Origin of the sequence: Enterobacter sp. MGH85 (genome assembly GCF_001037655.1) — a bacterium.
In the GTDB taxonomy this organism is placed as follows: domain Bacteria; phylum Pseudomonadota; class Gammaproteobacteria; order Enterobacterales; family Enterobacteriaceae; genus Enterobacter; species Enterobacter intestinihominis.
Genome location: NZ_KQ089925.1, coordinates 99714 through 113206 on the forward strand (window position 1 = coordinate 99714; position 13493 = coordinate 113206).

Below are 13493 nucleotides of genomic sequence, written 5' to 3' on the forward strand. Positions count from 1 at the left end.
CGTTTAGTTGCCGCGCTCTAAAAGTACCTGGCGCTTAATCCTTTCGTTGCTGTATGCGGCGCAATGAACGCTCGCGACGCGATTGTTCACGGCTGCGGTCCAGCAAGATTTCCTCAATGAAAGCCAGATGGCGGTGCGACGCTTCACGCGCCTGCTCCGGTTCCCCGGCCATTATCGCCTCGAATACTCGGGTGCGATGGTTACTTACCAGCGGGAGCATCTCCCGACGGGCATACAACAATTCAAAATTCTGACGAACGTTCTGGGCCAGCATGGGCTCCATGCAGCGTAGCAGATGGAGGAGCACCACGTTGTGCGCTGCTTCGGTGACGGCAATTTGATACTGGACAACGGCGCTGGATTCGGCGTCTAAGTCGCCGGACTGCTGTGCCCGTTCAATGGCCTGATGCAGCTCGCGAATACGTACGCGGTCTTCATCAGTGCTGCGAAGGGCGGCGTAATAGGCCGCGATACCTTCCAGCGCGTGACGGGTCTCAAGCAGATCAAACTGGGATTCTGGGTGGTCAGAGAGAAGTTCTACCAGCGGGTCGCTGAAGCTCTGCCACAGGCTGTTTTGCACAAAGGTTCCGCCACCCTGACGACGGAGCAACAGGCCCTTTGCTTCGAGACGTTGAATCGCCTCACGCAGAGAGGGGCGTGAAACGTCGAACTGTTTTGCCAGCTCGCGTTCTGGCGGGAGTTTCTCGCCCGGGCGCAGTGTCCCTTCGAGAATCAAAAACTCCAGCTGCTGCTCAATCACATCGGAAAGTTTTGGTTGGCGAATTTTGCTGTAGGCCATATTCCCTGTCTTACGCCTTTTTGCCCGGAGTCAATTGGTCTTACCAATTTCATGTTCGTATCGCTAAAGTAACAAAGTATTCACCTTCTGTCCATATTGGTTTTGATTGAAATCAGGAAACCCGGCACATTTTAACAACCTTACAGAACTAACGTTTCAGGAATGTAACTTTGCACAAATGAAATGGTTACTCCCAAAGGGGCAGTTTTAACCATATTTAAACGAGGGATTTTGCAATCTGAAGCGATTCAACAAGGCAAAATATGAAAATTCGCCCACTTATGACGCATTTCTATTCTATAGGTTGGGGTATGAGGGGTTAACGTACCGATTTACAATTGGTTTCTTTTTATTCAAGTCGTCATCAGCCCTTCATAAAGCAGGTGCATTCGCTGGCACTTACCACTATTCTGGCGCTAACGGAAGCCATCTCCGCTTTTTTCGGTATCGTTAACCGTAAAGAAATAAATACAGAATATGGACTTTCATAATTACACACGCACAGCGTGAACATAACAACCACACACGAGGTTTCAAATGGAAGCTCAACAGCATGGCGATCAGCTAAAGCGCGGCCTTAAAAACCGCCATATTCAGCTCATCGCCCTGGGCGGTGCTATTGGTACTGGCCTGTTTCTGGGCAGTGCGTCCGTTATCCAGTCGGCCGGTCCGGGCATCATTCTGGGTTACGCGATTGCAGGTTTCATTGCGTTTTTGATTATGCGCCAGTTAGGGGAAATGGTCGTTGAGGAGCCGGTTGCAGGCTCTTTTAGCCACTTTGCCTACAAATACTGGGGCAGCTTTGCGGGCTTCGCCTCCGGATGGAACTACTGGGTTCTTTACGTGCTGGTTGCTATGGCGGAACTCACCGCCGTCGGTAAATACATTCAATTCTGGTACCCGGAGATCCCCACCTGGGCGTCTGCGGCAGTCTTCTTCGTGCTGATCAACGCCATTAACCTGACCAACGTGAAAGTGTTTGGGGAAATGGAGTTCTGGTTCGCCATTATCAAAGTAATTGCCGTTGTAGCGATGATCATTTTTGGCGGCTGGTTGCTCTTCAGCGGCAACGGTGGCCCGCAGGCAACCGTACGCAACCTCTGGGAACAGGGCGGGTTCCTGCCGCACGGCATGACCGGCCTGGTAATGATGATGGCGATCATTATGTTCTCCTTCGGCGGTCTGGAGCTGGTGGGCATCACCGCCGCGGAAGCCGACAACCCGGAGCAGAGCATCCCGAAAGCCACAAATCAGGTTATCTACCGTATTCTGATCTTCTACGTGGGCTCCCTGGCGGTCCTGCTCTCCCTGCTGCCATGGACACGCGTCACGGCGGATACCAGCCCGTTTGTGCTGATCTTCCACGAGCTGGGCGACACCTTCGTGGCGAACGCGCTTAACGTCGTAGTGCTGACCGCCGCGCTCTCTGTTTATAACAGCTGCGTTTACTGCAACAGCCGTATGCTGTTCGGCCTGGCGCAACAGGGCAACGCACCGAAAGCGCTGCTTACCGTTGATAAACGTGGCGTACCGGTTAACACCATTATCGTGTCGGCGGTCGTGACGGCGCTTTGCGTTCTGATTAACTACCTGGCACCGGAATCGGCCTTCGGCCTGCTGATGGCGTTGGTGGTTTCCGCGCTGGTGATCAACTGGGCGATGATTAGCCTCGCGCACATCAAGTTCCGCCGCGCCAAGCAGCAGCAGGGCGTAACCACGCGCTTCCCTGCCCTGCTCTATCCGCTGGGGAACTGGGTTTGCCTGCTGTTCATGGCGGCCGTGCTGGTCATCATGCTCATCACGCCAGGCATGGCGATTTCCGTCTACCTCATCCCGGTGTGGATTGCGATCCTCGGCGTGGGCTATATGGTGAAACAGAAAAACGCCAAAACGGTGAAAGCGCACTAAGTGTTTTCTCGCTGTACCCGCGGTTGCGGGTACAGCGTCTTGTTACCTTCCTCACAAATTCACGCCAACAGCAAAATCCTCCATATCACCGCCCTTATATTGCAACGCATATATCCGTTTGCCAGCGAATAATTCTCTCCATACCGAAACCCGGAGATCTGTCGATGGATAACAACAAACTGTCAGTAAAAGAAAAGATCGGCTATGGCATGGGTGACGCCGGATGCAACATTATCTTTGGCGCCATCATGTTATTTGTTAACTATTTTTATACGGATATTTTTGGTCTGGCGCCTGCGCTGGTTGGGGTACTGCTGCTGTCCGTTCGCGTGATTGACGCCGTAACGGACCCAATCATGGGCGCGATTGCCGACCGTACCCGCAGCAAATATGGCCGATTTCGTCCATGGCTACTGTGGATTGCCTTCCCCTATGCGCTGTTCAGCATCCTGATGTTCACCACCCCAGAGTGGAGCTATAACAGCAAAGTTATCTATGCATTTGTCACCTACTTCCTGCTGTCGCTGACCTATACCGCCATCAACATTCCGTACTGCTCGCTCGGTGGCGTGATCACCAACGACCCGAAAGAGCGCGTTGCCTGCCAGTCCTATCGTTTTGTTATGGTCGGTATCGCCACGCTGCTGCTGTCGCTTACGCTCCTGCCAATGGCCGACTGGTTCGGTGGGGATAACAAAGCCAAAGGCTACCAGATGGCGATGACCGTGCTGGCGCTGATTGGTACCTGCATGTTCCTGTTCTGCTTCGCCACGGTGCGCGAGCGCGTTCGCCCGGCGGTACAAACCCATGACGAACTGAAAAACGACCTGAAGGATGTGTGGAAGAATGACCAGTGGGTGCGCATTCTGCTTCTGACGCTCTGCAACGTCTGCCCGGGCTTTATCCGCATGGCGGCCACCATGTATTACGTCACCTGGGTAATGGGGCAAAGCACCCATTTCGCCACGCTGTTTATCAGCCTGGGCGTTGTCGGCATGATGTTCGGTAGTATGCTGGCGAAAGTGCTGACCGACCGCTGGTGCAAGCTGAAGGTCTTCTTCTGGACCAACATCGCGCTGGCGATTTTCTCCTGCGCCTTCTACTTCTTCGACCCGAAAGCGACGACAACCATTGTTGTGCTTTACGTCCTGCTGAATATCCTGCACCAGATCCCATCCCCTCTGCACTGGTCACTGATGGCCGACGTGGACGACTACGGTGAATGGAAAACCGGGAAACGTATCACCGGGATCAGCTTCTCCGGCAACATCTTCTTCCTGAAGCTGGGTCTGGCGATTGCCGGGGCGATGGTTGGCTTCCTGCTCTCCTGGTACGGTTATGACGCGGGCGCAAAAGCGCAGAGCGCGGATGCCATCAACGGCATTGTGCTGCTCTTTACCGTCATTCCTGGCATTGGATATTTAATTACCGCGGGCGTTGTACGTCTGCTGAAAGTGGACCGTGAGACCATGAAGCAAATCCAGTCCGATCTGGAGAAGCGTCGCACCAACTATCGTGAACTGAGCGACTATCAGGAATTTAAAGCCGCTGAGACTAAATAAGGAAAGCCGAATGCAAACCTGGCCAAACCCGTTTATTGAACAACGCGCCGACCCGTATATCCTGCGCCACGAAGGACAATATTACTTTATCGCCTCCGTGCCGGAGTATGACCGGCTGGCGATCCGCCGCGCGGACTCGCTGGAAGATTTAGGCAATGCCGAAGAGGTAGTTGTCTGGCGCAAGCCCGACACCGGCCCGATGAGCCAGCTGATCTGGGCACCGGAACTGCATCATATCGACGGCAAGTGGTACATCTACTTTGCCGCCACACATACCCAGGCGCTCGACGAACTCGGGATGTTCCAGCATCGCATGTTCGCCATTGAATGCGCAGATCGCGATCCGCTCACCGGTACGTGGGTGGAAAAAGGGCAAATCAAAACCCCGTTTGACACCTTCGCGCTGGATGCCACTACCTTTGTGCATCAGGGCAAACGCTGGTATCTGTGGGCGCAAAAAGCCCCGGACATTTCCGGTAACTCCAATCTTTACCTGTGTGAAACGGAAAATCCGTGGACGCTGAAAGGCGAGCCGGTGATGCTCAGTAAACCGGAATATGACTGGGAGTGCCGCGGATTCTGGGTCAACGAAGGCCCGGCGGTGCTGTTCCATGGTGATAAGCTATTTATCAGCTATTCCGCCAGCGCCACCGACGAGAATTACTGCATGGGATTACTGTGGATAGACGTAGATGCCGATCCGCAAAACCCGGCTAACTGGCATAAATCCCCGCGCCCGGTGTTCGTCACCAGCTACGAAAACCGTCAGTATGGACCAGGCCATAACAGCTTTACGCAGACGCCGGAAGGCGACGATGTGCTGGTCTACCACGCGCGAAACTACACTGAAATTGAAGGCGATCCGCTTTACGATCCGAATCGCCACACTCGCCTGAAGCTCGTCCGCTGGGACGACAACGGGATGCCTGATTTCGGCATCCCGCCTGCGGATACGCTGTAACGGCTTCGGCGCGCTGGGTCAGACCAGCGTGCCGTAAATCGTCAGCAACGCCACAATCACCACCACCACAAACGACGTTTTTTTCGCCATCGAGACGGCAGCTTTAGGCGTTTCGACTTTGTTCGTGTGCGGCTCGCGAGCCAGCGAGAATTGAGCCAGTCGGGTTAAGACCTGATACTGCGCGGTATGGCGGTCTGCAAGGGAGGCAAACCACGCTGGCAACGCCTTTTCACCGTGACCGATGAGGGCATAGACCACGCCGACCAGTCGCACCGGAAGCCAGTCGAGCACGTGCAGAATGGCATCAATGCCGGACTGGAGACGTTCATGCGGCGTAAGGTAGCGGGCAAGCCAGGTCTGCCAGGCGCGCAGAAAAGCATAGCCCATCAGCAGTACCGGTCCCCATGGACCGCCCACCACAAACCAGAACAGCGGCGCCAGGTAGTAACGGAAGTTAATCCACAGCAGCGCGTTTTGTAGCTCGCGCAGAAATTCGCGTTCATCGCAGTCCGGCGGTACGCCGTGGATCATCGTCAGCTCGCTCGCCATCGCGCCGCGCGCGTGGACATCATCCCGGGAAGCAGCTTTCAGATACGCGTGATAGTGCAAACGCACCTTGCCCGCGCCAATACACAACACGCCCAGCAGTATCCATACCACCAGCAGCGGCACGTTGAAAAAGAGGCCGTAAAGTGAGCGTAGCAACAGGAACGTAATCACCATCACACCTGCCGTCATAAGCAGCGTGCGTAGCATGGAAAAATGCCTGATCCGGCGGAATAACACTTCCAGCCGATGATCCAGATGCCAGTGCTCGCCGAGCTTAAACAGGCGTTCGGCGATCATAACCAGCAGCATGGTAAACAACGTCATGTTATCTCCTTATCTGACGACGTGGTAAGCATGGCGTGAAACCGGGACCAGTCAAACGCCGGGCCGGGGTCGGTTTTTCTTTCGGGGGCGATGTCGCTGTGCCCCGTAATATTGTCTGCAATGGCGGGATAAAGCCCCACTAAAGTTTGCGTCACAGCAACCAGTTTCTGATATTGCGCATCGGTGTAAGGCGTGGTGTCCGTTCCTTCCAGTTCAATTCCAATGGAGAAATCATTGCACCGCTCGCGCCCCTGATACATCGACACGCCGGCATGCCAGGCTCGCTTATCAAAAGGAACATACTGAACCACTTCGCCATCACGGCGGATCAGGCAGTGCGCCGATACACGCAAATGCGCAATCTCAGCAAAGTAAGGATGAGCATCGGGATCTATCGTTCCCGTGAATAACGCGTCGATCCACGGACCGCCAAACTCACCTGGCGGGAGACTTATGTTGTGAACCACCAGCAGTGTGGGCTTTTCATCCTCCGGGCGGCAATCGTGGTGCGGCGACGGTACATGTCGCGCGTCCACCAGCCATCCGTTTTCTAACAACATGCTGGAACTCCTTATCTATGGTGCTGTTACTCGGTTCAGAGTAGCATGTTTCAATATTATGATTCGTTACCAATTTGGAGTTTTATCATGCCGCCTCGCCGCTATAACCCCGACCACCGACGTGACGCGCTTCTGGAACGTATTAATAGTGATATCCCGGCAAGCGTTGCCCATGCCCTGAGAGAAGACCTCGGCGGTGACGTCAGTGCCGATAACGATATTACCGCCCAATTGTTGCCAAAAGAGACACGGTCGCACGCGGTAGTCATCACCCGCGAAGCGGGGGTTTTCTGCGGCAAACGCTGGGTTGAGGAGGTCTTTACCCAGCTGGCGGGCGACGAGGTGCAGGTAACATGGCACGTTGAGGACGGTGATGCGGTCACGGCAAATCAGCTACTGTTCGAGCTGGACGGCCCGTCCCGCGTCTTGCTGACCGGTGAACGCACCGCGCTCAATTTTGTGCAAACGCTCTCTGGCGTTGCCAGTGAAGTACGCCGCTACGTTGACCTGCTGGCAGGCACCCGCACGCAGCTACTGGATACCCGTAAAACCCTGCCGGGCCTGCGCACCGCGCTGAAATACGCCGTGCTCTGCGGTGGCGGCGCCAACCATCGTCTGGGGCTATCCGATGCCTTCCTGATCAAAGAGAACCACATTATTGCCTCTGGCTCGGTACGTCAGGCCGTGGAAAAAGCCTTCTGGCTGCATCCGGATGTGCCGGTTGAGGTGGAAGTGGAAACGCTGGATGAGCTGGACGAGGCCATTAAAGCGGGGGCTGACATCATCATGCTCGATAACTTCGACACGGAGCAGATGCGTGAAGCGGTCAAACGCACAAACGGCCAGGCGCAGCTTGAGGTGTCCGGCAACGTGACGTTCGACACCCTCCGCGAATTTGCTGAAACCGGCGTCGATTATATCTCCGTTGGCGCCCTGACCAAGCACGTACGTGCCCTGGACCTCTCGATGCGCTTCAAATAACTGATCTTCCCCTCTCCGCCCGGAGAGGGGAAATACGAAACCGCTCGCAATTACGCTGTCCTTCTCTGCAACACTGAATCATTTCCCTGAAAACCCTTTCACGTTCGCGCTTTTGCCCCTCGTTTCTGCGCGCCGGTACTGCCACAGTAGCGCCACTTAACGTAAGGAGCAGATATGAACAGACAACAAGGATTTACCCTGATTGAGTTAATGGTGGTCATTGGCATTATTGCCATCCTGAGCGCGATTGGCATCCCGGCTTATCAGAACTACCTGCGAAAAGCAGCGCTCACCGATATGCTGCAAACGTTCATTCCCTACCGCACCGCTATTGAGCTTTGCGCCCTGGATCGTGGTGGTGTGGATCGCTGCGACGCAGGAACCAATGGCATCCCCTCCCCGACTACCACGCGTTACGTTTCAGCGATGAGCGTGGCGAAGGGGGTCGTATCGTTAACAGGGCAGGAAAGCCTTAACGGACTTGAAGTGCTCATGACACCGATCTGGAGCGACGGTAACGGTATGACGGGCTGGACGCGCGCCTGCAACATTGCGTCCGACACGGCGCTCAGACAAGCCTGTGAAGATGTTTTCCGCTTCGACAACAACTGACAGGAGTGGACAATGAACACCGAACAGCTTATGACGCTCTGTCAGCGCCATCACGCACTGCTACTCGCAAGCGACACCGAGATGATCAGCATTGCGGTGGTGGGTAATCCTGCCTCTGAGCTGATGGAAGCGTTACGCTTCGCCACGCAGAAACGTATTGATATTGAGTGCTGGACGGCCGAACGGATGGAAAAACGGCTTCAGTCCCTCTCATCATCACACCTGCCGGGAATAGCGCCAAACTCAGCCGCTGACGTGCTCAGTACAACGTTGCAGCAGGCAGTGAACCAGCGGGCTTCTGACATCCATATTGAACCGACGGAGCACGGCTACCAGATCCGTTTGCGAATCGACGGTGTTCTCTACCCGCAACCGCCGGTTTCCGCCGCCCTCGGTACGACGCTTGCCGCACGCCTGAAGGTGCTGGGCCAACTGGATATTGCGGAGCGCCGCCTGCCGCAGGACGGTCAGTTTACGGTGGAGCTGGCAAGCGTCCCCGTCTCTTTTCGTATCGCAACCCTTCCCTGTAGCGGTGGAGAAAAAATCGTGCTTCGTCTGCTTCACCAGGTGCAGCAGGCACTGGAGCTTGAACTGCTGGGGATGAGTGCAGACCAGCAGGCCCGTTTTGCCGGGGCGCTTAACAGCCCTCAGGGATTGATTCTGGTCACCGGCCCGACCGGTAGCGGGAAAACGGTGACGCTGTACAGCGCGTTACAGGCGCGAAATACCCCTGACGTTAATATTTGCAGCGTGGAAGATCCCGTTGAAATCCCGCTTGCAGGCTTAAACCAGACGCAGATTAATCCGCGCGCGGGGCTGACCTTCCAGAGCGTGCTGCGTGCCCTGCTCAGGCAGGATCCTGACATCATTATGGTGGGTGAAATTCGTGACGGCGAAACGGCAGAAATTGCCATTAAGGCGGCGCAAACCGGGCATCTGGTGCTGTCCACCCTCCATACTAATTCGACGACTGAAACGCTGGTACGGCTGCAACAGATGGGCGTCGCGCGCTGGATGATCTCTTCGGCGCTCTCGATGGTGATTGCCCAGCGGCTGGTGCGTCGTTTATGCCCGTACTGCCGACAGGAAGCCAGCCGCCACACCGAATTACCTCGCACGCTGTGGCCCCGGCCGCTTCCTCGCTGGCAACCCACCGGTTGCGATCGCTGCTACCACGGTTTTTATGGTCGCGTAGCCATTTTTGAAGTGCTCGTCATCGACGACACGCTGCGGCAGGCCATCGCCAGCGGAGCAAGCACGGAGGTGATTGGGTCCAGCGCACGTCAGGCGGGAATGACATCTTTGTTTGAGCATGGCTGCATGTCCGTGGAGCAAGGGCTGACCACGCTCGAAGAGCTGTTGCGCGTCCTGGGAATGCCCGATGGCTGCTAATTCGCTCTGGCGCTGGCGTGCCCTGACCACCGAGGGGGAGGTGCAAACCGGCACCCTCTGGGCCATCGACCGTAACGCAGCTTACACGGCTCTGGTGCTTAAACAGCTGCACCCGCTGGCGCTAAAACGCTGCCAGCAGCGACACCGATGGCAGGTGCAACACTGCTACGATATTTTTCGCCAGCTCGCCACGCTGCTACAGGCCGGACTAACGCTGTCCCAAAGCCTGCACATGCTGGCGGAACAGCATCCTTTGAAGCACTGGCAGGCGCTGCTGCACAGTCTTGCTGATGACCTGAGCGAAGGTTGCGCCCTGTCAGAGGCCATGAAGAAATGGCCAGAGGTGTTTAGCCCCCTTTATGTCTCGATGGTGAAGACGGGTGAGCTGACGGGTAAGCTCGAAGCCTGCTGCCGTCAGCTTGCGCAGCAACAAAAATCCCAGCAGCAGCTCAGTGCAAAGGTGAAGAAAGCGCTGCGCTATCCGCTGATCATCCTGACGCTGGCCGTTTTCGTGGTGCTGGCGATGGTCACACTGGTGTTGCCTGAGTTTGCTGCAATCTACAAAACGTTCAACACCCCGCTCCCTTTGCTCACGGAGGCAGTCATGGGGCTGGCGGCCCTGGTTCAGGCGCATATCCTCACTCTTTTGGCCCTGCTCGTGGCAATGGTTGTCATCGCCTGTAAGCTGCGGCGGCATCCGCGCTGGCAGTATGTCTTATTACACGTACCGGTGATGGGCACGCTGATGCGTGGGCAAAAACTGGGGCAAATTTTTACAGTGCTGTCATTAACCCAGCAGGCCGGGATTGCCTTTTTACAAGGAGTGGAGAGTGTGGAGGAGACCGTTGAGAGTGGCTACTGGCAGGAGAAACTCCGTGAGATACGCAGCGATATCGAACAGGGGATGCCCGTGTGGTCCTCCTTCCAGAAGGCCTCTGTTTTTACGCCACTGTGTATTCAGCTCATTCGCACCGGAGAAGTATCGGGTTCACTGGATGTGATGCTGATGAATCTGGCCCGCCATCATACGGAACAGACATTTCAGCAGGCAGACAATCTGGCGGCGCTTCTTGAGCCTTTGCTACTGGTCGTGACAGGTCTGATTATTGGCACGCTGGTGGTGGCGATGTATCTGCCAATTTTCCATCTGGGGGATGCAATGAGCGCGGGGTAATGCTGGCGCACGGACGCGCGCCAGCCGTAGCCGTCAGAGGCTATTAAATACGCGGTTTTCCTGCTCCTGAACGCGGATAAACGTCGTGCGTTTCGTCAGCTCTTTCAGGCGGGAAGCCCCAACGTAGGTGCAGGCAGAACGCAGACCGCCGAGGATATCGCGCGCCGTGTTTTCGACCGGGCCACGCAGTGGCAGCTTAACGGTTTTGCCTTCCGCCGCACGGTATTTCGCGACACCCCCCACGTGACGGGTCATCGCAGATTCAGAGCTCATTCCGTAGAACAGCATGAATTTCTCACCGTTCTCTTCCACCACGGTACCACCGCTCTCTTCGTGGCCGGCCAGCATGCCACCGAGCATCACGAAGTCCGCGCCGCCGCCGAAGGCTTTCGCCACATCGCCTGGCATGGTGCAGCCACCGTCGCTGATGATCTGGCCGCCCAGACCGTGCGCGGCGTCAGCGCATTCAATTACCGCAGACAGCTGCGGATAACCCACACCGGTTTTCACGCGCGTGGTGCAAACGGACCCCGGGCCAATGCCTACTTTCACAATGTCGGCCCCGGAGAGGATCAGCTCTTCACACATTTCACCGGTCACCACGTTGCCCGCGATGATGGTTTTGGTTGGCCAGGCTTCACGCGCCTTGCTGACGAACTGGACGAAATGCTCGGAATAACCATTTGCCACGTCAATGCAGACAAAATTCAGCGCCGGATTGGCGTTCAGGATCTGTTTGGTTTTCTCGAAATCTGCATCAGACGTACCGGTCGAGACCATCACATGCTTCACCACGTCAGCCGAGGCGGAGGCGACAAACGCATTCCACTCCTCAGGGCTGTAGTGTTTATGTACCGCAGTAAGGATGTCGAATTGCGCCAGCGCGGTCGCCATCTCGAAGGTCCCGACGGTGTCCATATTGGCCGCGATAATCGGCACGCCAGACCACGTCTGACCGGAATGCTTAAAGGTGAATTGACGTTCGAGTTCAACGTCTGAGCGACTTTTCAGTGTAGAGCGTTTAGGGCGGATAAGAACGTCTTTGAAACCTAACTTCAGATCTTCTTCAATACGCATGTGCGGATTCCTGGGGTTAGAGGCAAATATATTAAAAGCACAACTCCAGTGACGCTATCATACGCACTAATACCTGCTCCGCAAGACTGCGAAATTCTCTTTTTTTACGCTACAATCCTATAAATTTACCTGGTAAAAAGCGGGTAAAGAGAGCTAAACATTGGCTGTTGTAAGTTTGAATTTTAAGCAACTGATTTTAAAACTGAATAATTCCCAGGATCTGATTTAATGGGGTATATCGTCGCATTAACCGGCGGCATCGGTAGTGGTAAAAGCACCGTTGCGCACGCGTTTGCTCGTCTCGGCATCACGATTATCGACGCCGATATCATTGCCCGTCAGGTGGTAGAACCCAATACACCCGCCTTAAACGCCATCGAAGCGCATTTTGGTCGCCGTGTGATACAGGCTGACGGCACCCTGAATCGTCGGCAGTTGCGTGAGTGCATATTTTCCGATCCGGCGGAAAAAGCCTGGCTTAATGCCCTGCTCCACCCCATTATCCACCATGAAACTCAGCGTCAGATTGCCGCAGCCAGTTCGCCCTATGTGTTGTGGGTGATCCCGTTACTGGTGGAAAATCAGCTTCAAAATAAAGCAGACAGAACGCTGGTGATTGACGTTTCCCGCGAAACGCAAATCCAGAGAACCATGGCGCGTGACCATGTTTCACGCGAGCATGCTGAACAAATTCTTGCCGCACAGGCCACGCGCGAAGCGCGCCTCGCCGTTGCGGATGATGTTATTGATAATAACGGCGCACCAGATGCCATTGCATCGGATGTTGCTCGTCTGCATGCGCAGTATCTGACCTTCGCCGCGCAGGCCGTTGCACAGGAAAAACCATAATGTCGACTCATATCCTTTTTGAGCATCCGCTTAACGAAAAAATGCGTACCTGGCTACGCATAGAATTTCTTATTCAACAACTTTCACAACATCTGCCCGTCAACGATCATGCCACCGCGCTGCATTTTTTCCGCAACGTGGGCGATCTGCTGGATGTGATTGAACGCGGCGATGTCCGCACTGAGCTGTTGAAAGAGCTGGAGCGCCAGCAGCGTAAATTACAGGCCTGGGCCGAAGTACCGGGCGTAGATAAAAGTCGAATTGACGCTTTACGCCAGCAGCTAAAAAACAGCAGCGCGACGCTGATGGCCGCGCCACGCGTTGGACAATTTTTACGCGAGGACCGTCTGATTGCGCTGGTGCGTCAGCGTCTGAGCATACCGGGCGGTTGCTGTAGCTTTGACCTTCCAACGCTGCATATGTGGCTGCACATGCCGCAGGAACAGCGCGATCGCCAGGTAAACAGCTGGATGGGCAGTCTGGAGCCGATGAATCAAACGTTATCCCTGATCCTCGATCTTGTGCGTAACTCTGCCCCGTTCCGCAAGCAGACCAGTCTCAACGGTTTTTATCAGGATAACGGCGACGACGCCGATCTTCTGCGTTTGAATCTCTCTCTTGGCGAGCAGCTTTACCCGCAAATTTCCGGACATAAAAGCCGTTTCGCGATCCGCTTTATGCCGCTGGACAGTGAGCATGGCACCGTGCCGGAACGCCTCGATTTTGAACTGGCCTGTTGTTAAGG

13 protein-coding genes are annotated in these 13493 nt (G+C 55.3%); 9 read left to right on the forward strand and 4 right to left on the reverse strand.

The window, feature by feature from the left end:
* Positions 1–34: 34 nt before the first annotated feature.
* Complete coding sequence (gene pdhR, locus SK51_RS00445) at positions 35–799, reverse strand: pyruvate dehydrogenase complex transcriptional repressor PdhR (RefSeq protein ID WP_006173806.1); 765 nt, start codon at positions 797–799, stop codon at positions 35–37.
* Between the two features lie 537 nt (positions 800–1336).
* Between pdhR and aroP the strand changes: the two genes are divergently transcribed.
* The 3 genes from aroP to SK51_RS00465 all read left to right on the forward strand — a co-directional run bounded on the left by aroP (position 1337) and on the right by SK51_RS00465 (position 5230).
* On the forward strand, positions 1337–2707 hold the full coding sequence (gene aroP, locus SK51_RS00455; RefSeq protein ID WP_023299335.1) for an aromatic amino acid transporter AroP: 1371 nt from the start codon (positions 1337–1339) through the stop codon (positions 2705–2707).
* Positions 2708–2871: 164 nt separating this feature from the next.
* Complete coding sequence (locus SK51_RS00460) at positions 2872–4269, forward strand: glycoside-pentoside-hexuronide (GPH):cation symporter (protein ID WP_022647062.1); 1398 nt, start codon at positions 2872–2874, stop codon at positions 4267–4269.
* Between the two features lie 10 nt (positions 4270–4279).
* Entirely contained in the window at positions 4280–5230 is a 951-nt protein-coding gene (locus SK51_RS00465) for a glycoside hydrolase family 43 protein (protein ID WP_023305445.1), read from the forward strand.
* Positions 5231–5248: 18 nt separating this feature from the next.
* On the opposite strand, the gene ampE is transcribed toward SK51_RS00465, so the two are convergent.
* Together ampE and ampD are read right to left on the reverse strand one after the other, a co-directional pair.
* A complete protein-coding gene (ampE, locus tag SK51_RS00470; protein WP_023299333.1) occupies positions 5249–6103 on the reverse strand; it encodes a beta-lactamase regulator AmpE in 855 nt (284 codons plus the stop codon).
* Complete coding sequence (gene ampD, locus SK51_RS00475; RefSeq protein WP_022647059.1) at positions 6100–6663, reverse strand: 1,6-anhydro-N-acetylmuramyl-L-alanine amidase AmpD; 564 nt, start codon at positions 6661–6663, stop codon at positions 6100–6102. Before ampD ends, ampE begins: the two co-directional genes overlap by 4 nt.
* 87 nt (positions 6664–6750) lie before the next feature.
* Between ampD and nadC the strand changes: the two genes are divergently transcribed.
* The 4 genes from nadC (at position 6751) to hofC (ending at position 10822) form a co-directional block, all read left to right on the forward strand.
* A complete protein-coding gene (nadC, locus tag SK51_RS00480; RefSeq protein ID WP_023305444.1) occupies positions 6751–7644 on the forward strand; it encodes a carboxylating nicotinate-nucleotide diphosphorylase in 894 nt (297 codons plus the stop codon).
* Positions 7645–7818: 174 nt separating this feature from the next.
* Positions 7819–8256 carry a prepilin peptidase-dependent pilin gene (gene ppdD / locus SK51_RS00485; RefSeq protein ID WP_023299332.1) on the forward strand — a complete coding sequence of 146 codons (438 nt, stop codon included), beginning with the start codon at positions 7819–7821 and terminating at the stop codon, positions 8254–8256.
* A 12-nt stretch (positions 8257–8268) separates the two neighbouring features.
* Complete coding sequence (gene gspE / locus SK51_RS00490; RefSeq protein WP_023305443.1) at positions 8269–9648, forward strand: type II secretion system protein GspE; 1380 nt, start codon at positions 8269–8271, stop codon at positions 9646–9648.
* Entirely contained in the window at positions 9638–10822 is a 1185-nt protein-coding gene (gene hofC / locus SK51_RS00495; protein WP_023305442.1) for a protein transport protein HofC, read from the forward strand. The genes gspE and hofC overlap by 11 nt, the downstream gene beginning before the upstream one ends.
* 33 nt (positions 10823–10855) lie before the next feature.
* Here the strand turns inward: hofC and SK51_RS00500 are convergent, their stop codons facing one another.
* A complete protein-coding gene (locus SK51_RS00500) occupies positions 10856–11899 on the reverse strand; it encodes a GMP reductase (RefSeq protein ID WP_022647054.1) in 1044 nt (347 codons plus the stop codon).
* A 228-nt stretch (positions 11900–12127) separates the two neighbouring features.
* On the opposite strand from SK51_RS00500, the gene coaE reads away from it, so the two are divergent.
* Both coaE and zapD read left to right on the forward strand, forming a co-directional pair.
* Complete coding sequence (coaE, locus tag SK51_RS00505; RefSeq protein WP_023299329.1) at positions 12128–12748, forward strand: dephospho-CoA kinase; 621 nt, start codon at positions 12128–12130, stop codon at positions 12746–12748.
* Positions 12748–13491: a cell division protein ZapD gene (gene zapD / locus SK51_RS00510; RefSeq protein WP_022647052.1), complete on the forward strand. Its 744-nt coding sequence runs from the start codon at positions 12748–12750 to the stop codon at positions 13489–13491. Before coaE ends, zapD begins: the two co-directional genes overlap by 1 nt.
* Positions 13492–13493: the final 2 nt, after the last annotated feature.

Coding starts and splice junctions, on each gene's coding strand:
- SK51_RS00465 (WP_023305445.1), top strand. CDS start 4,280: ATGCAAACCTGGCCAAACCCGTTTATTGAACAACGCGCCGACCCGTAT.
- ppdD (WP_023299332.1), top strand. CDS start 7,819: ATGAACAGACAACAAGGATTTACCCTGATTGAGTTAATGGTGGTCATT.
- gspE (WP_023305443.1), top strand. CDS start 8,269: ATGAACACCGAACAGCTTATGACGCTCTGTCAGCGCCATCACGCACTG.
- SK51_RS00460 (WP_022647062.1), top strand. CDS start 2,872: ATGGATAACAACAAACTGTCAGTAAAAGAAAAGATCGGCTATGGCATG.
- aroP (WP_023299335.1), top strand. CDS start 1,337: ATGGAAGCTCAACAGCATGGCGATCAGCTAAAGCGCGGCCTTAAAAAC.
- coaE (WP_023299329.1), top strand. CDS start 12,128: ATGGGGTATATCGTCGCATTAACCGGCGGCATCGGTAGTGGTAAAAGC.
- nadC (WP_023305444.1), top strand. CDS start 6,751: ATGCCGCCTCGCCGCTATAACCCCGACCACCGACGTGACGCGCTTCTG.
- pdhR (WP_006173806.1), bottom strand. CDS start 799: ATGGCCTACAGCAAAATTCGCCAACCAAAACTTTCCGATGTGATTGAG.
- ampE (WP_023299333.1), bottom strand. CDS start 6,103: ATGACGTTGTTTACCATGCTGCTGGTTATGATCGCCGAACGCCTGTTT.
- ampD (WP_022647059.1), bottom strand. CDS start 6,663: ATGTTGTTAGAAAACGGATGGCTGGTGGACGCGCGACATGTACCGTCG.
- hofC (WP_023305442.1), top strand. CDS start 9,638: ATGGCTGCTAATTCGCTCTGGCGCTGGCGTGCCCTGACCACCGAGGGG.
- SK51_RS00500 (WP_022647054.1), bottom strand. CDS start 11,899: ATGCGTATTGAAGAAGATCTGAAGTTAGGTTTCAAAGACGTTCTTATC.
- zapD (WP_022647052.1), top strand. CDS start 12,748: ATGTCGACTCATATCCTTTTTGAGCATCCGCTTAACGAAAAAATGCGT.